Source organism: Undibacterium sp. TC4M20W (assembly GCF_049340245.1).
Lineage (GTDB): Bacteria > Pseudomonadota > Gammaproteobacteria > Burkholderiales > Burkholderiaceae_D > Undibacterium.
Genome location: NZ_JBMPPI010000011.1, coordinates 150,302 through 168,983 on the forward strand (window position 1 = coordinate 150,302; position 18,682 = coordinate 168,983).

Here is an 18,682-nt window from a genome sequence, read left to right on the forward strand (position 1 = left end):
TATCCACTGATGTTGGGAGAGCCTTGCGATGAGACTATTGATGCCACATACAGGAACAGTAAAGGGCGTGCTGGGCATGCTGGCCCGGCATGAGCTCAGTGTCCATCAACGCAAGCCTCATGTCAGGCAGCTTGTGTATGTGGCCTTGCCAGGTGCGCTGTTGCTGGCTTTGGCCAATTATCTGCAGTCCGGCTATCCCCTGCCCGGCATCATCGTTGCCATGACTGCCGTGCTCATGCTGGGGGCGGCATTTTTTATGTCCAGCCATGAAAAATTGCTGGCCATGGCCGAATCCCTGCTCTTGCTGTTTGCCCTGCTGGCCAGTGTCGCCCTCGGTTTGCTGGGGGGGATTGCTGGCAGTGGCATCTTGTGGATCTATGCTTTTCCTTTCCTGGCTTTATGGCTCAAGGGGCAGCGCCAAGGGGCACAATGGAGCCTGGTGTGGCTGCTTGCCATGGCGTTCAGCATGCTGGCGGGCAGCAGCATTTTTCCTTTTGCTTATGCCTATGATGAAAAATTCGTATTGCAGGCCAGTGCAGCGTTATTGTTTTATTCCGCCATTGCGCTTGCCTATAATTTCAGCCGCAGCCAACTCGAAGAAAAGCTGTATGTCAGTGAACAGGGCATGCAGGCCAAGACCCGTGATTATGTCAGCAGGCTGGAATTGTCAGCCTACCAGGATGGTGTCACCGGCCTGCCGAACCGCCTGCGCCTGCTGGATATCCTGAGCAGGGAAATCGCCAACGCCCAGGAGCGTGGCCACACCCTGCTGGTGGCACATATACGCCTGAAAAAAATGTTTGAGACCGCCAATCTCATCGGCCCGGACGCCAGCGATAAACTGATACGCAATATCGCCGCGACCATGACGGCGACTGTCGGTTCACGGGGTATTTTTGCCCGCGTCAGACGCGATGAATTTGTCTGTATATACCGCAAGCATACTGAAGACATCAATGCCAGCGAGATCATCCGGGACGTACTGGCCTTTCGCCTTGAATACAAGATCAATGACTATGCCGTCCATATCGATCACACCATAGGTGTCGCCAGTTTCCCCAGCCACGCAAGTGATGCAGAAACCCTGCTACGAAAGGCGGCCCAGGCCATGTTACAGGCGCAATTCGCCAACCAGGGTCTGGCTTTTTACGATGAAAGAATGGAGCTTCAATTCAACCGGCAGCAACTGCTCTTTGTACAACTGCATGAAGCCCTGCAAAAAAACGCGCTCAGCCTGCATTACCAGGGCCTGATAGATTTGCAAACCGGTGCCGTCATTGGTGCCGAAGCCCTGGCCAGGTGGATAGACCCGGTATCCGGGCCTATCGCCCCCGCAGAATTCATCCCCATCGCAGAAAAATCCGGCCTCATCAAAGCCTTTACTTTGTGGACCATGCGCGAAGCCTTTGGCCAGCTTGCCAGGTGGCGTGCCGAAGGCTTGGACTTGTTTGTCTCGGTCAACCTGTCAGCGCGCTGCATACTCGACCATCAACTGATTGATGATGTGCGTGACCTGCTCAAAGAATACAATATACCTGCCGAGGCCATCGTCCTCGAACTGCGCGAAGCTAGCTTTGCCGATACCCCCGAGACCGCACTGCAAAACATGCTGAGCCTGCACAAGCTGGGCTTTCGCCTGTCCATAGACGACTTCGGCACCGCGCATACTTCCCTGTCCAGTCTCAAGGACCTGAAGATAGATGAACTCAAGATAGACCAGAGTTTCATGCGCAGCATGGCAACCGATGCCAGCAGCCGTGCCATCGTGCTATCGACGATACAACTTGCACATAACCTCAATCTCAGGGTGGTTGCCGAGGGCGTAGAAAGTACCAGGGCGGAGCAACAACTGAAAGACATGGGGTGTGACATTGCCCAGGGCTATCATTATTGCCGGCCCATGCCTGCCGATGTCTTCAACCAATGGGCGCGATCCTGGCAAATTAACCGCAGGGCAGTGTTGTCGGCATGAGTGCATCTTTTTGCAATCCCCTGTGAAAAGGCTTAGCATGCGGGTTCGTCTTTATTAATCCCTAGCTTCCATGCCTTATTCACTGCAAAAGAAAATCAAACAATTCAGCCTGGGTTTGCTGATCTGCCTCCTGTTCATGGCTGCGGCCATTTCTACCCTGGGTTTGCGTGACCAGATCGTGATGGCGGATGTGGTCGTCGTACCAGGCAATACGGTTAACCCTGATGGCAAGCCATCCGAGCGCTTGCGTGGCCGTCTTGATGTTGCGATGCATTTATTTGCGGCACAAAAATGCAAAGCCATCCTGGTCAGTGGCGGCATGGGCGAAGAAGGCCATGATGAAGCTGCCGTCATGAAAAAATACCTGGTTGATCATGGTGTGCCAGATGCGGCTGTGTTTACCGACAATCAGGGTATCACCACGTTTGCCACGGCAAAAAATACCGCTGCCCTGATGAGGGAAAAAAACTGGAAAACCACGATGCTGGCCAGCCAGTTTTTTCACATTGCACGCTTCCAGCTGGCGATGAAAAAATACGGTGTTGAGACGGTAGGACATGTCCATTCCACGCACTACGAAGTGCGCGATGCCTATTCGCTGGTACGCGAGGTGGTCGCATATTTTGAGTATACGTTCAGTAATCCACAGACGCAGTGAACCTGTTTTTGCGTACGGGCAGAGCAGGCATGGAGTCACATCAAGGATGAAATGAGTTCTACATTGGCAGTATTGAAATAATTTTCTGTAAGCAGATGGATCAAGGCGACGACTAATTTATATCTGTCGTATTATTCACGTATAAGCATATACATTTATAGAAAGTCCCTATCGTGAACAAAACAAAATTACTCAGCGTTCTTACTGCAGCCACGCTGGCCGTGGCCAGTTTTTCTGTGTCCGCACAGACAGGCAAAGATAGCCAGCAGATGAGTTTTCAAGGGGCTGAGCTGAATGGCAAGAAACTGGCCATCAGCGATTACGCAGGCAAGACACTGCTGGTCAGTTTTTTTACGGCGGGTTGCAATCTGTGCGCACGCGACTTGAAGCTCATGCGTGAGTTTTATGTTGGCAATATGAAACGTAATTTTGTTTTGCTGGCGATTAATATAGATGCAGACAAGAAAGATTTTGATTCTTATGTACAACTGATCAATCTGGCCGTGCCTGCAGAGCAGCGCTTTCCCATCATCTGGCGCAATACACCGGGGTATAAGGATAACTTTGGCACTATCGTCAGCCAGCCTACGCATTTTGTGATCAATCCCAAAGGCCAGCTGGTCCTGAAGCGCGAAGGCAGTTTCCAGCCGAATGACTGGGACAACCTGTGGGAATCACTGGGCTCATGATTCTTGGCTAAAGGGGGAAACGGCATGGACATGAAATACGAAGTGAGCATAGTTGATACCAGCCATGCAGAAAATATACGTCAGTGCTACACCGTATTTAGCTACTTGCGGCCACACCTGGATGAAGAAGAGTTCGTCAGCCGTGTGCAAACCCAGGTATCTGAAGGCTATACCATTGCCTGTATCTATATGGATGGTGAGGTAGTTGCTGCTGCCGGTTATCGCGTGCAGCATTATCTGGCCTGGGGCAAGATACTCTATCTTGATGACTTGATCACCCACCCGCAAAAGAAAAACGCAGGTTTGGGGTCAGCGCTGATGGAATGGGTAAAACTGCAGGCAAAGATCTTGAATTGCAGCGAATTGCATCTTGATACCGGCTATCAAAGGCACGATGCTCACAGACTGTATCTGAATAATGGCTTCGACCTGAGTTGTCACCATCTTTCCAAAAAAATAAGCTGAGCTGACGGCTACCCACTATTTGTGTCTTGTAGGAGCGGCTTCAGCCGCGAATCTCTGAGCCACTTAAAATGCCGACACGGCAAGTTGTTCGCGGCTAAAGCCGCTCCTACGTAGTTACCTGCGACGACTAAGCTTGTTTTTAAAATTCCAGCGGCAAACTCCAACTGGTAGGTATGACATCATGCCTGACCACGGCGCGCTGTTGCTGGCGGCGTTGCAGGCTGTCGGGGCTCCAGGTTTTTTCCCATCCAGGTGGATAGGCCAGGCCTTCACCTTGCCAGTCTGGCAGACGCTGGCGCACGGCGATTACGGGCAGGTATAGCGGCAAGGGCTGTTCTGGGGTATCTGCCCCCAGGCTATAGGCATAATTCGGCAGCAAGGCATCACAGACTGAGGCAAACCAGGCCGTATGGTCTTCATCCTGACCCAGTGCATTCGCCAAGCCAGCCGGATCAAAGCGCGCCAGCGCTTCTATCAGCTCTGCCGTGCTGGCACCGGGGGCATCGCCCCAGCCCATGACAGGGTTGAAATTGTAATCGGCACCTGATCCATACCAGCCTTCACGCCAGGGTCTTTGCATCCAGTTGCGCGGGCCAGTGAATAACTGCCAGCGCCAGTGCAGGCCAGACGCCTTGGGCCAGCTATACAGATAGAGTTTTTGATAACCGGCAGCATGCAAGTCCCTGACCACGGCCATCAGACGCGCATGCGGCATGCGTTCTGGCGGGGTACGGCGAAACAGTATGGGTTCGCCGTCGGCATGCTGGACTTCATCTGTGGATAAGTTCAAATCCAGGGTGCGTTTTTCATCACCAAAACGCGCCGCCACCCAGCCACTGAGCAGGTTCACGGCAGTCAACACGCCATATCCACGATGGCGGTGAAAAATAACGGTTCCGGGGGCTATCGGTTTCATATATCTCTGGTGTATCCGGGATGTATCAACAAGCTGTATGCGATGAAATGCAACAGCTTAGTGTAGCAGTTTTCACTGGCCCCCTATGCGCGTTACAATGTGTCTAATCTAAAATTTTACAAATCCTTTATCTACAGAGACAAGATCATGACTTTGCGCATCATCGCCACGGGCGGCACTTTTGACAAACATTATGACGAACTGGCAGGCAAGCTCAGCTTTGCAGACAGCCACCTGCCTGAAGTGCTGAAGCGTGCGCGTCTGACGATACCGGTAGAGCTGGAAGTCTGCATGCTGGTAGATTCCCTGGACATGAACGACAGCCACCGCAATACCGTCTTGCAGGCTTGCCAGCAGTCCGCAGAAAAAGCGATTGTCATCATCCACGGCACCGACACCATGCGTGAAACGGCAGAAGTATTGGGCGCAGCCAATCTGGGTAGGACCATCGTATTTACCGGCGCCATGATCCCTTACGAAATCGCCAATTCAGATGCCTTCTTCAATCTGGGTTTTGCCTGCAGCGCGGCGCAACTCTTGCCAGCCGGTGTGCACGTCGCCATGAATGGCAAGGTCTTCCCCTGGAATGACGTACAAAAAAACCGTGAAGCTGGCGTATTCGTGAATAAGTAAAATCCGGTAAGACCGAGTGAGACGAATTGAGACTAAGTGAGACGAATTGAGACCACCATGAAACTGCTGCTGGCGACATTATTGCTGTGTATTTCCACTCTGACGCAGGCAGCAGAAACGCGTTTTGATTCTGTCTATTTTTTCCAGTCGCAAGCTGAGCTGGAAAAAAAAGGCATCAATGTTGATACCTTTGGCCGCTATACCCGTGCCTTGCAAACGCAGATTTACAAGGCCCTCAAAAAAGTCAAAATGCCGGCTAGTGCTGGTTATCTTGTCGTGGCAATACGTTCTGATGGCGAAGTCACCTGCTGGCTGGACATGACACCGGCGGTGGATGCATACTACGATAACCAGATTTATGAAACCATCAAAAAAATCCCGCCAGTCGATGTACAAAGTGGCATCCTGGTATTTGGTATCAAGATGGCGATAGATACTGCCGTGCATACCAAAAAAACCATACCCGCCCCTGCCGACTGGGCAGAGGCTAAAAAGAAACTCAATGATCCGAATAATATAGAGGAGCTGGTGTTGTCCCTGTGGCCAGAGTGAAGAAGGGGCAATTCCATATTATGAAACTGGCCTCGTAAATCAGCTTCGGGCACACGGCATCTTCTGCGCAACCGTCGCCCGCATGTCAACAGCTGCGCCATACGGTAGAGCTAGCACATGCTGTGACATTGATGATCAACATTCTTGAGCACTCATTTAGTAAAATAATTGCCATGATGTTCAATATCAGCGCCTGACAGGTTCTCTGAGAGTTATTGCAAGTCTGTTCGAAGAAGTAATCCACTCTTCCCCTTTTTTCTGAAGTTGGGTCAGGTCATAATTTTGTATGTCTTGTTGCAGAGTAAAGTAGCGCTGCCAATTACCTCCGGCTATAAAAGTGAGGAGTTTAAAAGCCAATTCATCTGCATTTTCCGTGATGTGCTTATGATCCTTGGCAGCAGCTTTCTTTGCTTTTAAAAACTCTTGCTCAGTGATCGGCTGTTTTGGAAGATTCTCAAGTACGTCAATAAATTTGGTTTTGAATATACCCTCACTGATCCCGTACTGAAAGTCTATACCAAACATCAACAAGCCTGCCTGCTGAAGCAACATGTAACTGGCTCTGGTACTCTTTATTTTTCCCAGGTCAGAAAAATCATTTTTTGTTCTTTCTGTGGAATTCAGGACTCTGCTTAACAATTCCATGGCCGCGGCATCAGGATGATTGATATCCACCGCCCGGTAAGAAATGATTGAATACGGTGCCGTGGTTTTTCTCAATAAGACAATTTCACGTTCACCATTCTGCGGTGGTTCAACAGTAACAATAGGCTTTTCTTCATACCTGGCTTTGCTGATGGGGCCAAATAATTGCAGCACCGTATTGAGCATGTCGGCTTCATCATATTTTCCACTGATGATGAGTGTCGCATTTTCAGGTCTGTAGTGTTGATACCAAAATTCCCGCATATCGCTCAATGTAAGATTTTGCACATCGCTAGGTATTCCTAGTGGGTCTCTGCCATAGGCATGCCAGGTGAAAAGATGTGACGTGGCTTCACGTAGTAAAAAATTGAAGCGACCGGCTTCCGTATTTTCTCTTTCGTTAATAACTTGGCTCTTTGCTTCCTCCAGCTGTTCAGGCGTGGCATTGAAACTCGCCATCATCGAAGAACTGTATTGCAACGCAAATTTGAGCGTTTTTATATCAGAACCGGGCCAGGTTTGATAATCTGTAAAATCAAAATTGGTAACTCCTTTCACCTTGAGACTTTGTATATGTCCTTGAGAATTTTTTTTGGCGGTTGCCACTGACTCAATTAAAAGCAAATGCTCAAGCAAGTGTGCGAGGCCTTTTTGCCCATATTTTTCCTTGCTGGAGCCACTGCGATAAATCAGGTGAGTTGTTACTGTACTTTGACGGGTATCAGGAATGAATAGCAATGCCATTCCATTGTTTAATTTAAATTCACGGACACCCTGTACTTCATGTTGCAATTTTATTGCATCGATATTTTGATCCACATCCGAATGCTCTCTCGCACACGCAAGAGAACATACAAAATAGCTGATCGTCAATAATAGCCGGGAAAATTTGGTGAAACTGCAGTTAATCATCGTGTCCATTACATCAAATATTTATTGTTGGAATTGCTTTATGGTCTGATTACAAGCCAGGTAAGTGAAACGGGGCTACAACAGCTGTGCTATTCATAAGGAGCAGAATTGTTCAGACCCTGTAGCCTAGCTAGTAATAAGGAAAACACCAGGCAAACATCAGGCAAACCGGTACGCATACTGAGTCGCCTCGACATCCTTTACACTGAGCAGTAGCATAAATGAAAATATTTGGAAATGTTACGCAAAGTTAAAAATATATTTTAATCATGCTTAAAAATTAATTTATATTTCCTGTCAACTTGCGTATTGCATGTGCGTGACAGTGAAGTCTCTGAGACAGGAGTGATCTGTTTTGTGATGACGAGAATACTCATTTGCAGAACTGCTGATTCGCAGTCTGCAAGCAAGAATGTACTGAGCCTGTATTCAGGTCAGGCGGGATGGAGCAATAGCTTCAACGCAGAAACCAGTGAGGCGGATTCTTCATCAGTGCCTATGGAAATGCGCAAAAATTCATTGATGCGCGGCAGTTTGAAATGGCGCACGATGATGCCGGACTGACGCAAATTCATGGCAATTTCTTCTGCCGCAAAACGAGGATGACGGGCGAAGATAAAATTCGTCGCTGACGGCAAGACTTCAAAACCCAAATCCCGCATATCTGTCGCCAGCCTGTCGCGTGTCGCCATCACTGCCTGGCAAGTCTGCAAAAAATAATCCTGGTCTTCAAATGCAGCGATCGCGCCAGCTACTGCCAGCCTGTCCAGCGGGTAAGCGTTGAAACTGTTTTTGACACGGTTCAGACCCGCAATCAAATCTGCATGCCCTGCCGCAAAACCTACTCGCAAACCAGCCAGCGAGCGCGATTTTGACAGCGTGTGCACGACCAGCAAATTGGGGTAACGGTCTATCAAAGCAATCGCAGTCTCACCACCAAAATCGACATAGGCTTCATCAATGACAACGACGCTGTCGCTATTGTGTTGCAGCAGGAATTCGATTTTTTCCAGCGGCACGGCGCAGCCAGTTGGCGCATTCGGGTTTGCAAAAATAATCCCGCCATTTTCTTGCAGATAATCTTCCACGTTCAACTGGAATTCTGCATCCAGCGGTACGCTGCGGTGGGCGATTTCATACAAGCCGCAATACACAGGATAAAAGCTGTAGCTGATATCGGGGAAAAGCAAAGGCCGCTGATGTTTGAGCAGGGCCTGAAACACATGAGCCAGCACTTCATCCGAGCTGTTACCGACAAAAACCTGGTTTGCCTGCAGGTCATGATAATTTGCGATGACGCTACGCAAATGTTCCGAGCCGGGATCAGGATAGAGGCGCAGATCAGCATTGGTGGCTTGCTGTATCGCCGCCAGCACACGGGGTGAAGGCGGGTAAGGGTTTTCATTGGTATTGAGCTTGATGAGCCTGGCCATCTTTGGCTGTTCACCAGGGGTATAAGGATTCAGCTTGTGAACAACTTCACTCCAGTATTTACTCATGATCTGATAATTCTTTTTAGCTAAAATTTCTCTAGAGACTGTTGAAAAATAAATAAACAGATACCGCCTAAGTCAATGTGTAGGGTGCGCCGTGCGCACCGCCCTCATAGCCAAAAAATGGTGCGCACGGCGCACCCTACCAGGTGGCAGTCGCCCTAAACTTGCAACAGCTTCTTAAGACCCAGCATCCAGATTGACTTTAACTCTTTGCAAGAGTTGCAGCAACTCTTGCTGCTCATTGCTGGCCATATCTTTCAATGCCAGGGTATTCAGGCGTTTGGCTTGCTGGCGTAATGTTGTCAATACGCTTTGCCCATCCGTAGTCAATGTCAGCCTGACATTGCGCTTGTCGCTTTCATCGGCAACGGCATCAAGCAAGCCCTGGTCACGCAAGCCCTTGATCAGCCTGGCCAGTTGCGCCTTGTCGCGGCCACTGTGCTTGGCCAGATCACTCTGGGTAGAGCCAGGGTAATGGCCAAAATAGCTCAATACCTTGCCTTCCATATGCGTGATGTCATGCGGGCCATCGCGCAGGGCCTGGTATTGCATGGAACGGTATTGATGCATGACCGTATGGATAAGGTCCAGCACCCCATCCTCATTATTTTCTTGAGAATGGTTGACATTGTCATTTGTTTTGCGCATTATAGTAGATATTGTCAACTAATTTGATAGGTGAATAAATGAGTATAGCCTCTGAAACCAGCCGCGTACAACGCATACGCCATGAAATCAAACGCCGTAATCTGCAAGTTGTCCGTGTTGAAAGCCCGACCCCGCACTTCCGCCGTATCACTCTCAGCGGTGCTGACCTGCCGGGTTTTATCAGTGCATCTTTTGATGATCACCTTAAATTGATACTGGGCGCCGACAGTGACAATGTCGTCATGCGTGATTACACGCCCAGGCATTACGATGCTACCAAGGGCGAACTGGTGCTGGAATTCTCCATACACGGTGATGGCCCCGCTGCCGCCTGGGCCAGCCAGGCAGATGTTGGTCATGGCGTCACGGTCGCCGGGCCGCGTGGTTCTTTAGTTATCCCCACCGACTATGAATGGCATTTGCTGGCCGGTGATGAAACCGCCTTGCCAGCGATATCGCGACGCCTGGAGGAATTGCCTGCCGATGTGCGCGCCATCGTCATCCTGCAAGTGCCACCAGCCGAACGTCGGGAATTAAGCAGTGCAGCAGATATCAGCATAGTCTGGGTAGATAGCGCACAAGAGTTTCTGGATACGCTGCGCGCCCTGCCTTTGCCAGTGGGTGATGGCTATGCCTGGTGCGCCGGTGAAGCTGCGACCATGGCCGCGACACGCCGCATACTGGCGGAAGAAAAAGGCCATGCTGGTACTGCCATGCGGGTGGCTGCTTACTGGAAGCGTGGCCTCATCGCGCATCATGAGAACCTGGAAAGCTAATCATTGATGAAATCCGGCTACCGCCGGATTCTCATTTGAACTCTTCCACCAAAAAATCAATAAACGCCCTGACCTTGGCAGGTTGCTGGCGGCGGCTCAGGTAATACACATAAAGGTCAGCCGCTGGTAGTGTGTAGGCAGGCAAGACGATTTGCAGCCTGCCGCTTTCCAGGTATTTATTCAAATCCCATTCCGAGCGCACCAGTATGCCGTGACCATCCAGTGCCCAGTTCAGCACTACGTCGCCGTCATTGCTCGACACTGCGCCACGTACCTTGACCAGTTCCAGCTTGCGCCCTTTTTCTAGTCGCCAGGTGCCATACACATCATCATTTTGCCTGTGCAGGATGCAGCGGTGATGATGCAATTCAGCAGGAGTCTGCGGATGCCCGGCCTGTTTCAGATAAGCGGGTGAAGCGCATAAAAAGCGCCGGTTGCTCATGAGCTTGCGGGCACCGAGACGAGAATCCGGCAATTCACCAAAGCGTATCGCCAGGTCATAGGCTTCTTCTACCAAGCCTATGGGGCGGTCGGTCAGTTGCAATTGCACTTCCACCTCTGCATGCAGATGGGCAAAGCGTGACACCAGCGGTGCAATATGGGTACGGCCAAAGCCTGGCGTGGCATTTACCCTTAGCAAACCCTTGGGTATGCCGCGACTGCTGGAAACCGACTCTTCCATATCGCGGATACTGCACAGGATTTGTGTTGCCTGCGCCAGATAAGACTCGCCTTCGCTGGTCAGACTCAGGCGGCGCGTGGTGCGGTTAACCAGCCGCACACCCAGGCGTTGCTCCATCAGCATCAGGCGTTTGGTCACCGCAGGCGGCGTGATACCCAATTCGCGTGCGGTAGCCGACAAACTACCCAGCTTGGCCAGCAGCACGAAAAAAGTCAGCTCGGGGGCGATATCAATATTCACTGGAAGTAAATAATGGTTTAAATATGAGTGAATTATATAAGTATGAATGAATAGTAGACTTTAGTCATACAAAGTTTGCCCTCCATTACCTATCAGGATAAAGCCAAATGAAAATCGTAGAAATCCGCGAACAAACCGTGCCCATCAGCTCACCCATACGCAATGCCTACATCGACTTCAGCAAGATGACGCTGAGTCTGGTGGCGGTCGTGACGGACGTGGTCAGAGATGGCAAGCGCGTCATCGGCTATGGTTTCAACTCCAATGGCCGCTACGGGCAAGGCAAGCTCATGCGCGAACGCTTCATCCCGCGCGTGCTGGAGGCTGAGCCGGAAAGCCTCATCAATGACGCAAGCGATAATCTGGACCCGCACAAGATATGGAACTGCATGTTCACCAATGAAAAACCCGGTGGTCATGGTGAACGTTCAGTCGCTATCGGCACCATCGACATGGCAGTCTGGGATGCTGTCGCTAAGATAGAGGGCAAGCCGCTATTCCAGTTGCTGGCAGAGCGTTACGGCAATGGCACGCCAGACCGCAATATCTTTGTCTATGCAGCGGGCGGTTATTACTACCCCGGCCAGAACCACGACAAACTCAAGGATGAAATGCGCAGCTATATTGACCGTGGCTATACCGTGGTCAAGAAAAAGATAGGCGGAGCCTCGCTTGATGAAGACTTGCGCCGCATTGACTCCATCCTCAGCGTACTCGGCGATGGGCAAAAGCTGGCGGTGGATGCGAATGGCCGCTTTGACCTCGATACTGCCATCAAATATGCCAAGGCACTCTCGCAATATGACTTGTTCTGGTACGAAGAACCGGGTGACCCGCTGGACTTTGAATTGCAGGCGACCTTGCGTAATTACTACCCCAATCCCATGGCGACGGGTGAAGACCTGTTCTCCATGCAGGATGCCCGCAATCTCATACGCTACGGCGGCATGCGCGCAGACCGCGACTGGTTGCAATTCGATTGCGCCCTCAGCTATGGTCTCGTCGAATACCTGCGTACGCTGGATATGCTGCGTGAACATGGTTGGTCAGCCAAACGCTGCATCCCGCATGGCGGTCACCAGATGTCGCTGAATATTGCCGCTGGTCTTGGCCTGGGTGGTAATGAATCCTACCCTGACCTGTTCCAGCCCTATGGCGGCTTCCCGGATGGTGTCAAGGTGGTCAACGGCCACATCATGCTGCCAGAATTGCCGGGCATAGGTTTTGAAGGTAAGGCAGATTTGTATGCGGAGATGCGTAAGATTGCGGAATAAAGAGCAGGCGTTGGAGGCAGCCAGCACAATTTGGCTGCCGGGCGCCTTAGACTGATAGTTCGCTTAGCAATACCAGCGCCAGGCTGCCAGCATCTGACTCGCATCTGCGCTGCCAGCCAGTAGTTTATTCAAATCCAGAGTGACTCGCGCACGCGCAGAAGCTGTCAATTCATAAGTGTCATCAAAAGCCTGTTCATCCAGTTCACGCATGGTATTCGCGACGCAGGCGATGGCTGCAAAAGCCGTCAGCAAATCTGGTGCAAACAACTGGAAATCAGGCTTGCCACCAGCCAGGGCAAAATACACTTGCCCTGATATGGTATCGAGCATGAAGGGATTGCTGCCTTCGGTCGCTACCACCAGCCAGTGCTCTTGCCACTCAGGCAGGCTCTCACCAGTATTACCATGCCAGCGATAGCAAGCCTGGCGGGACCACAGGTTTTTGAGTATCGGTATATCAACAGGATTACCGCCCGCGCTCAGTGATAGACCAGTAGGCCCGACTTTTTCATGGACTATTTCACCCCAGGGGCCTAGCTGTTCATAGAAGCTGGCAAGGGCAGCAGGCAGGGCTACTTCACCCTGCCATTCACTTGCTGCTTGCGGGCGCAACTCTCCCCAGGGTGACAGCAAGTCACGCAAGACAGCAATAGTGATTGTGCTTATTTTGTCACTCCATCATCCTTGAACATGGTTTTCAAACCACGCAAGGCCTGACGTATGCGTGACTCATTTTCAATTAAGGCAAAGCGCACATATTCATCGCCATATTCACCAAAGCCTATGCCGGGTGAGACACAGAGTTTGGCTTTTTCCAAAACCTGCTTAGCAAATTCCAGCGAGCCCAGATGGCGATAATGCTCAGGGATGTGTGCCCAGATATACATTGATGCCTTGGGTTTTTCCACCATCCAGCCCAGTTCATGCAAGCCTTTGACGAGTACATCACGACGACGCTGGTACTGGTCGCGTATTTCATTGACACAGCTCTGGTCACCTTCCAGTGCGGCAATCGCCGCCACCTGCACGGGCGTGAAGCTGCCATAGTCGTGGTAACTCTTGATACGGGCCAGTGCTGCCACCAGTTCCTTGTTACCGACCATGAAGCCTATGCGCCAGCCCGCCATGTTGTAACTCTTGGACATCGTGAAAAATTCGACGGCCACGTCGCGTGCTCCGGGCACCTGCATGATGGACGGAGCTTTCCAGCCATCATAGGTGATGTCGGCATAGGCAAGATCATGCACCACCAGGATATTGTGTTCCTTGGCCAGCTTGACCACGCGCTCGAAAAATTCCAGCTCCACGCATTGCGCGGTGGGATTCGATGGAAAGCCAAAGATCATCATCTTAGGCTTGGGATAAGTTTCGCGTATCGCTCTTTCGAGTTCGGCAAAAAAATCCACGCCCGGGCTCATGCGTATGGAGCGTATATCGGCACCGGCGATTACCGCGCCATAGATGTGGATGGGGTAGCTGGGATTGGGCACCAGCACGGTGTCGCCCTTGTCCAGCGTCGCCAGCATAAGATGCGCCAGACCTTCTTTCGAACCTATGGTGACGATGGCTTCGCTGTCAGGATTGATATCGACTTCGTAACGGCTCTTGTACCAGTGCGCAATTGCACGACGCAAACGGGGGATGCCCTTGGAGGCAGAATAACCGTGGGTGTCAGGACGCTGTGCCACTTCAACCAGTTTTTCAACAATGTGCGCAGGTGTCGCACCATCAGGATTACCCATGGACATATCGATGATGTCTTCGCCACGACGGCGTGCAGCCATCTTCAGCTCGGCAGTGATATTGAATACGTAAGGGGGAAGGCGGTTGATACGAGCGAAAGAGAACTTTGTTGCAGGCGTAGAAGAGCCTTCAACAGCAGAACCCCGGCCCGGCGGAGTAGTTGTATTTGTCATCATCTGAATTGTACGTAGCCCTTACAGTCCATAAGACTGCAAGAACGGGCGCCCGGAACCGTCCGAGCGACGTTGAAGCGATTTGCCTCGCGTTTGATTGTAGCGAGCAATCTGAATTTCAGCAAGATGCGTTATGCTTGCTAAACAAATTTGTCGCTATTCAATCAATTCGAAAAAAGTGGAGCAGTACATGAACTTATTCCAGGAAGGCATATTGCAGGCAGCCCCTGCCCATGCCGTTTATCTCAGTCTGAATATCAAGGCAGGTACTGATGCAGCAAGCGTCAAGAAGGTAGTACGCGATCTCGCAGAAAAAACCGATGGTCAGAATCTGGTCATCGGTTTCGGTGCCAGCCTCTTGCAAGTATTGGGCAGCGAGATCGCAGGCATGAAAGAATTCCACGGCATAGAAGGCAGCCGCATGCGCCTGCCGGCGACACCTGCCGCATTGTGGTGCTGGTTGCGCCAGCATGAACGTGGTGACCTGGTGCGTCAATTACATCAGCTCATGCCTGTACTGGCCCCGGCATTTGAATTGCAGCAGCAGGTTGATGCCTTCAAATACAAGGAGGGCCGTGACCTCAGCGGTTATGAAGACGGTACAGAAAATCCGCATGACGATGCTGCCATCGCTGCAGCTTTTGTTGTGGGCGACACGCCCGGCCTGACAGGTTCAAGCTTTGTCGCCATCCAGCAATGGCTGCACAAATTTGATCGCTTTGATGCCATGGCAACAGCAGACCAGGACAATGCAGTTGGCCGCCGCCGCAGCGATAATGAAGAACTCGAAGATGCGCCAGAATCAGCCCACGTCAAGCGTACTGCACAGGAAGATTTCACGCCTGAGGCTTTCATGCTGAGGCGTTCCATGCCCTGGTCTGCGCTGGACAAGGCGGGCCTGTATTTTGTTGCTTTCGCCAATTCTTTCTACCCGTTTGAAGTGCAGTTGAAACGCATGTCGGGTGCAGAAGATGGTGTCACTGATGCCCTGTTCCAGTTCACCATGCCGCAGACGGGCAGCTATTTCTGGTGCCCGCCGATGCAGGGTGGCAAGCTTGATGTGCGTTTATTGAATCTCGTCTGATTCCAGCGTTATCTCTGGTGGTTTCAATAACGCCAGAAAGCCTTCCAGCGGCAAGGGTTTGGAAAAATAATAGCCCTGGAAGGCATAGCAGTTATGCGCAATCAAAAACGCCCGCTGGGCACTGGTTTCCACCCCTTCGGCAATCACGTTCAAACCCAGGTTGACGCCCAATGAGATGATGGCGCGCACAATGGTCGCATCGTTTTCATCATGGCTGAGGTCACGTACAAAAGACTGATCTATCTTCAACTGATTCAGCGGCAGACGCTGCAAGTAAGCCAGTGAAGAATAACCAGTGCCAAAATCATCCATGGAAAAAGCGATGCCCAGCTTTTTCAATTCATGCATTTTCTCGGTGGTGGCATCGACATTGTCAAGCACGGTGCTCTCGGTGAGTTCTATCTTCAGGCGTGTTGCATCAATCTTGTGCCTGTGTATGATTTCACTGAGGCTCTCGACAAAATCCGCTTGCTGGAATTGCTTGGCGCTGACATTCACGGCCAGGGTCAGATGACGGGTTTCTTTGCTGCTTTCCCATTGCTTGAGCTGGGCACAGGCAGTTTCCAGCACCCATAAACCTATAGGGATGATGAGGCCGGTTTCTTCTGCCAGCGGGATAAAGTCTGCCGGTGAAATAAAACCGCGGTCAGGATGTATCCAGCGTAGCAGAGCTTCAGCACCGATGAGCTTGCCTTCGGAATTGACCTGCACCTGGTAGTACAGCTGGAATTGATTATTCGCCAGTGCCACCCGCAAATTCGATTCCAGCAACATGCGCACCACCAGTATGGCCTGCATGGCCGGATCAAAAAAGCGCACCGCATTGCGGCCAGCGGTCTTGGCTTCATACATGGCAGTATCGGCGCGCTTGAATAAATCCTTGACTGTGATATCGCCACCCTGGAACAGGCAGACACCTATGCTGCTCGATCCATGATGTTCAAAGTCGGTGATCTGATAGGGCTCGCTCAGCAACTTGCGTATTTTTTCGGCAATGCGGTCAGCCTGGCGCAGGGCATCTTCTTTTTCTATGCTCAGCTCTTCTAGTACCACGACAAATTCATCACCACCGAGACGTGCCACGGTGTCGCTGTCGCGTACGCAGGTTTGCAGGCGGCTGGCGGTTTCTATCAACAGCAGATCACCGGCATCATGACCACGGGTATCGTTGAGGGTCTTGAAATTATCGAGGTCGATAAACAGGATGGCGCTATGGGTTTCATTACGGTTGCTGATGGAGATCAGATGCTGCAACCTGTCCATCAGCAAACGGCGGTTTGGTAACTGCGTCAGCGGATCATAGAAAGCCAGATTGCGTATCTCTGCTTCATAACCTTTGTGACGGCTGATGTCATTGAAAGAACCTATGTAATTGCTGACTTCGCCACGGTTATCGGTGATCGCTGTCAGGGTCACCATTTGCGGATAGATTTCACCATTCTTGCGGCGGCTCCATAGCTCACCATGCCAGTAGCGGTGTTCTGCCAGTGAGAGATTGATCTGCTCAAAAAAATCCCTGTCCTGCTGCTTGGTCTTGTGCAGGGGCGGGCGCTTGCCGATCAGGTCTTCTGTCGTGTAGCCAGAAATGCGGGTGAAAGCCTGGTTTAGCCTCAGCATGATCCAGTTGGCGTCTGTAACGAAGATGCCTTCCTGTGATTCAAAGGTACAGGCTGCAATGCGCAAATCCTGTTCAGCCTGTTTGCGTTCTGTGATGTCGGTGATAAAGCAATGCCATAACATCGAGCCGCCGGGTTCTGGCTCCGGCAAGCCATCGAGATACAGCCAGCGTACTGTGCCATCCTTGCGATGCATGCGGAATTCACTTTGCCAGGGCGCCAGGTTGCGCATGGCATCACGTATCAACGCAGTGCCCTTTTCTATATCCTGCGGGTCTATGCGATCAAACAAATGCAGGGCATCGTCCCTGACTTCTTCATGCGTGACTTCAAACATCTGCACGATGGCTTCGCTGGCGAAAGGAATGCTGGCGCTATGGTCGGGCCGTATGCGGTATTGCAAGACCAGGCCGGGCAGGCGCGAGGCGACTTTATTGATACGTTGATAAGCTTCCTGTATCTGGCGGGTGGCGTCTATGCTTTCTGACTGCAGGGCCGTGATGATCAGGGTGATCAGCACCATGGTCGTCATATAGGCCCAGAGTATCAGCAGGTTGGCCTGGCCACCGTCATAAAACGGCCCCATGCTTTGCGACGTGGCCCAGGCCGAGAACAAAGAAGTGATCAATACTGCGCAAGAGGCACCGGTAATGCCAAAGCGCATGGCTGCCCAGATCATGATGCCCACCATGATGAAGGTCAGGTGCAGATGGCTATAAGGGGACGCAAAAATCAGCCAGTTGGCCAGTGCAAACACCAGCAGAAAACCAAAAATCTCTTTCCTGCGTCTGGACAGACCGCTCAGGGACTTGAATGAAAAAGACAACAGCAAGGGAGCTGCCAGCAAGGCACCTACTGTATCGCCCGCCCACCAGGTCAGCCAGACTGCCGCCGGATCGGCGTTCAGGCCATGTAGCCATAGCGTTAGCGTGCCACCTGTCGCCGATATGCACATGCCCAGCATGACAGCCATGCCAAAGCCAATGACATCGCGCCGCCTGGAAAAATCACGCCTGAAACCCTGCTTGCGCAATAGCCATTTGCTCAGTACTGGCCCCAGGGTATTGCCTATCGCAAGGCTGCCAGCTACCAGTACGCTAAAGCCTGCCGACATTTCCAGCAGCCAGGCGGCAAGAAACACGGCGATTGCAGCCAGCCTGCCATGGCGCAGCAAACCCGTGATGGCGATGCCGGTTGGCAGCCAGATCAGGCTGACGCTGGGATTCACATAGGGAATAGACAAACCGATACGCCCGGCACCAAAGTAGGCCAGCATGATCAATAGAAAATGCCCCAGCCGTATTTCCTGGCGAAAATTTCTGGTATGGGCAAATTGCTCAGGCTTGTACATGGATAAAGACTTTAAAAGACTTGAGCAATTATGCGGCAAAGCAAGATTGGCGTTAGTTAACTTTTGATAAGTCAACATTCTTTGTCATTCGTCTAATCCTGACAAAAATGCATCAAGACAGCCTCTCTTAATCTTAGATCAATATCCGCGTTCTTTC

Annotated in this window: 17 protein-coding genes; 9 read left to right on the forward strand and 8 right to left on the reverse strand. The window is 51.3% G+C overall.

Features of this window, described 5'->3' with window-relative positions:
• The first annotated feature begins 40 nt into the window (after positions 1–40).
• The 4 genes from ACO0LL_RS15525 (at position 41) to ACO0LL_RS15540 (ending at position 3,784) form a co-directional block, all read left to right on the forward strand.
• The gene (locus ACO0LL_RS15525; RefSeq protein ID WP_422951753.1) at positions 41–1,972 is read left to right on the forward strand and encodes a putative bifunctional diguanylate cyclase/phosphodiesterase; all 1,932 of its coding nucleotides are present in this window, start codon (positions 41–43) and stop codon (positions 1,970–1,972) included.
• Between the two features lie 70 nt (positions 1,973–2,042).
• The gene (locus tag ACO0LL_RS15530) at positions 2,043–2,630 is read left to right on the forward strand and encodes a YdcF family protein (protein WP_422951754.1); all 588 of its coding nucleotides are present in this window, start codon (positions 2,043–2,045) and stop codon (positions 2,628–2,630) included.
• Positions 2,631–2,803: 173 nt separating this feature from the next.
• Positions 2,804–3,319 carry a TlpA family protein disulfide reductase gene (locus tag ACO0LL_RS15535; protein WP_422951755.1) on the forward strand — a complete coding sequence of 172 codons (516 nt, stop codon included), beginning with the start codon at positions 2,804–2,806 and terminating at the stop codon, positions 3,317–3,319.
• A 24-nt stretch (positions 3,320–3,343) separates the two neighbouring features.
• Entirely contained in the window at positions 3,344–3,784 is a 441-nt protein-coding gene (locus ACO0LL_RS15540; RefSeq protein ID WP_422951756.1) for a GNAT family N-acetyltransferase, read from the forward strand.
• Between the two features lie 139 nt (positions 3,785–3,923).
• Here the strand turns inward: ACO0LL_RS15540 and ACO0LL_RS15545 are convergent, their stop codons facing one another.
• Positions 3,924–4,700 carry an L-asparaginase gene (locus ACO0LL_RS15545; RefSeq protein ID WP_422951757.1) on the reverse strand — a complete coding sequence of 259 codons (777 nt, stop codon included), beginning with the start codon at positions 4,698–4,700 and terminating at the stop codon, positions 3,924–3,926.
• A gap of 147 nt (positions 4,701–4,847) precedes the next feature.
• On the opposite strand from ACO0LL_RS15545, the gene ACO0LL_RS15550 reads away from it, so the two are divergent.
• On the forward strand, positions 4,848–5,333 hold the full coding sequence (locus ACO0LL_RS15550) for an asparaginase domain-containing protein (RefSeq protein WP_422951758.1): 486 nt from the start codon (positions 4,848–4,850) through the stop codon (positions 5,331–5,333).
• Between the two features lie 57 nt (positions 5,334–5,390).
• The gene (locus tag ACO0LL_RS15555; RefSeq protein WP_422951759.1) at positions 5,391–5,885 is read left to right on the forward strand and encodes a hypothetical protein; all 495 of its coding nucleotides are present in this window, start codon (positions 5,391–5,393) and stop codon (positions 5,883–5,885) included.
• Positions 5,886–6,071: 186 nt separating this feature from the next.
• Here the strand turns inward: ACO0LL_RS15555 and ACO0LL_RS15560 are convergent, their stop codons facing one another.
• From ACO0LL_RS15560 to ACO0LL_RS15570, 3 genes are all read right to left on the reverse strand, one after another.
• Positions 6,072–7,349: a M16 family metallopeptidase gene (locus ACO0LL_RS15560; RefSeq protein ID WP_422951760.1), complete on the reverse strand. Its 1,278-nt coding sequence runs from the start codon at positions 7,347–7,349 to the stop codon at positions 6,072–6,074.
• Positions 7,350–7,876: 527 nt separating this feature from the next.
• A complete protein-coding gene (gene hisC, locus ACO0LL_RS15565) occupies positions 7,877–8,941 on the reverse strand; it encodes a histidinol-phosphate transaminase (protein ID WP_422951761.1) in 1,065 nt (354 codons plus the stop codon).
• Positions 8,942–9,115: 174 nt separating this feature from the next.
• Positions 9,116–9,586, reverse strand: a complete 471-nt coding sequence (locus ACO0LL_RS15570; protein WP_422951762.1) for a MarR family winged helix-turn-helix transcriptional regulator — start codon at positions 9,584–9,586, stop codon at positions 9,116–9,118.
• 38 nt (positions 9,587–9,624) lie between these two features.
• Between ACO0LL_RS15570 and ACO0LL_RS15575 the strand changes: the two genes are divergently transcribed.
• Positions 9,625–10,362, forward strand: a complete 738-nt coding sequence (locus tag ACO0LL_RS15575) for a siderophore-interacting protein (protein ID WP_422951763.1) — start codon at positions 9,625–9,627, stop codon at positions 10,360–10,362.
• 31 nt (positions 10,363–10,393) lie between these two features.
• Here the strand turns inward: ACO0LL_RS15575 and ACO0LL_RS15580 are convergent, their stop codons facing one another.
• A complete protein-coding gene (locus ACO0LL_RS15580) occupies positions 10,394–11,284 on the reverse strand; it encodes a LysR family transcriptional regulator (protein WP_422951764.1) in 891 nt (296 codons plus the stop codon).
• 107 nt (positions 11,285–11,391) lie between these two features.
• Between ACO0LL_RS15580 and ACO0LL_RS15585 the strand changes: the two genes are divergently transcribed.
• The gene (locus ACO0LL_RS15585) at positions 11,392–12,558 is read left to right on the forward strand and encodes a mandelate racemase/muconate lactonizing enzyme family protein (protein ID WP_422951765.1); all 1,167 of its coding nucleotides are present in this window, start codon (positions 11,392–11,394) and stop codon (positions 12,556–12,558) included.
• 63 nt (positions 12,559–12,621) lie between these two features.
• On the opposite strand, the gene ACO0LL_RS15590 is transcribed toward ACO0LL_RS15585, so the two are convergent.
• On the reverse strand, positions 12,622–13,200 hold the full coding sequence (locus tag ACO0LL_RS15590) for a hypothetical protein (protein ID WP_422951766.1): 579 nt from the start codon (positions 13,198–13,200) through the stop codon (positions 12,622–12,624).
• Between the two features lie 20 nt (positions 13,201–13,220).
• Positions 13,221–14,474, reverse strand: a complete 1,254-nt coding sequence (alaC, locus tag ACO0LL_RS15595; RefSeq protein ID WP_422951767.1) for an alanine transaminase — start codon at positions 14,472–14,474, stop codon at positions 13,221–13,223.
• Between the two features lie 190 nt (positions 14,475–14,664).
• Here alaC and ACO0LL_RS15600 point away from each other — a divergent pair, with 190 nt between their 5' ends.
• Positions 14,665–15,558, forward strand: coding sequence for a Dyp-type peroxidase (locus ACO0LL_RS15600; RefSeq protein ID WP_422951768.1), 894 nt, complete (start codon positions 14,665–14,667; stop codon positions 15,556–15,558).
• On the opposite strand, the gene ACO0LL_RS15605 is transcribed toward ACO0LL_RS15600, so the two are convergent.
• On the reverse strand, positions 15,541–18,525 hold the full coding sequence (locus tag ACO0LL_RS15605) for a bifunctional diguanylate cyclase/phosphodiesterase (protein ID WP_422951769.1): 2,985 nt from the start codon (positions 18,523–18,525) through the stop codon (positions 15,541–15,543). The two genes, ACO0LL_RS15600 and ACO0LL_RS15605, sit on opposite strands and share 18 nt — an antisense overlap.
• Between the last annotated feature and the right edge of the window lie 157 nt (positions 18,526–18,682).

Bases quoted from the DNA above. Each gene is read 5' to 3' on its own strand.
- ACO0LL_RS15530 (WP_422951754.1), top strand. From the start codon at position 2,043: ATGCCTTATTCACTGCAAAAGAAAATCAAACAATTCAGCCTGGGTTTG.
- ACO0LL_RS15525 (WP_422951753.1), top strand. From the start codon at position 41: ATGCCACATACAGGAACAGTAAAGGGCGTGCTGGGCATGCTGGCCCGG.
- ACO0LL_RS15540 (WP_422951756.1), top strand. From the start codon at position 3,344: ATGGACATGAAATACGAAGTGAGCATAGTTGATACCAGCCATGCAGAA.
- ACO0LL_RS15545 (WP_422951757.1), bottom strand. From the start codon at position 4,700: ATGAAACCGATAGCCCCCGGAACCGTTATTTTTCACCGCCATCGTGGA.
- ACO0LL_RS15575 (WP_422951763.1), top strand. From the start codon at position 9,625: ATGAGTATAGCCTCTGAAACCAGCCGCGTACAACGCATACGCCATGAA.
- ACO0LL_RS15555 (WP_422951759.1), top strand. From the start codon at position 5,391: ATGAAACTGCTGCTGGCGACATTATTGCTGTGTATTTCCACTCTGACG.
- hisC (WP_422951761.1), bottom strand. From the start codon at position 8,941: ATGAGTAAATACTGGAGTGAAGTTGTTCACAAGCTGAATCCTTATACC.
- ACO0LL_RS15570 (WP_422951762.1), bottom strand. From the start codon at position 9,586: ATGCGCAAAACAAATGACAATGTCAACCATTCTCAAGAAAATAATGAG.
- alaC (WP_422951767.1), bottom strand. From the start codon at position 14,474: ATGACAAATACAACTACTCCGCCGGGCCGGGGTTCTGCTGTTGAAGGC.
- ACO0LL_RS15585 (WP_422951765.1), top strand. From the start codon at position 11,392: ATGAAAATCGTAGAAATCCGCGAACAAACCGTGCCCATCAGCTCACCC.
- ACO0LL_RS15600 (WP_422951768.1), top strand. From the start codon at position 14,665: ATGAACTTATTCCAGGAAGGCATATTGCAGGCAGCCCCTGCCCATGCC.
- ACO0LL_RS15605 (WP_422951769.1), bottom strand. From the start codon at position 18,525: ATGTACAAGCCTGAGCAATTTGCCCATACCAGAAATTTTCGCCAGGAA.
- ACO0LL_RS15550 (WP_422951758.1), top strand. From the start codon at position 4,848: ATGACTTTGCGCATCATCGCCACGGGCGGCACTTTTGACAAACATTAT.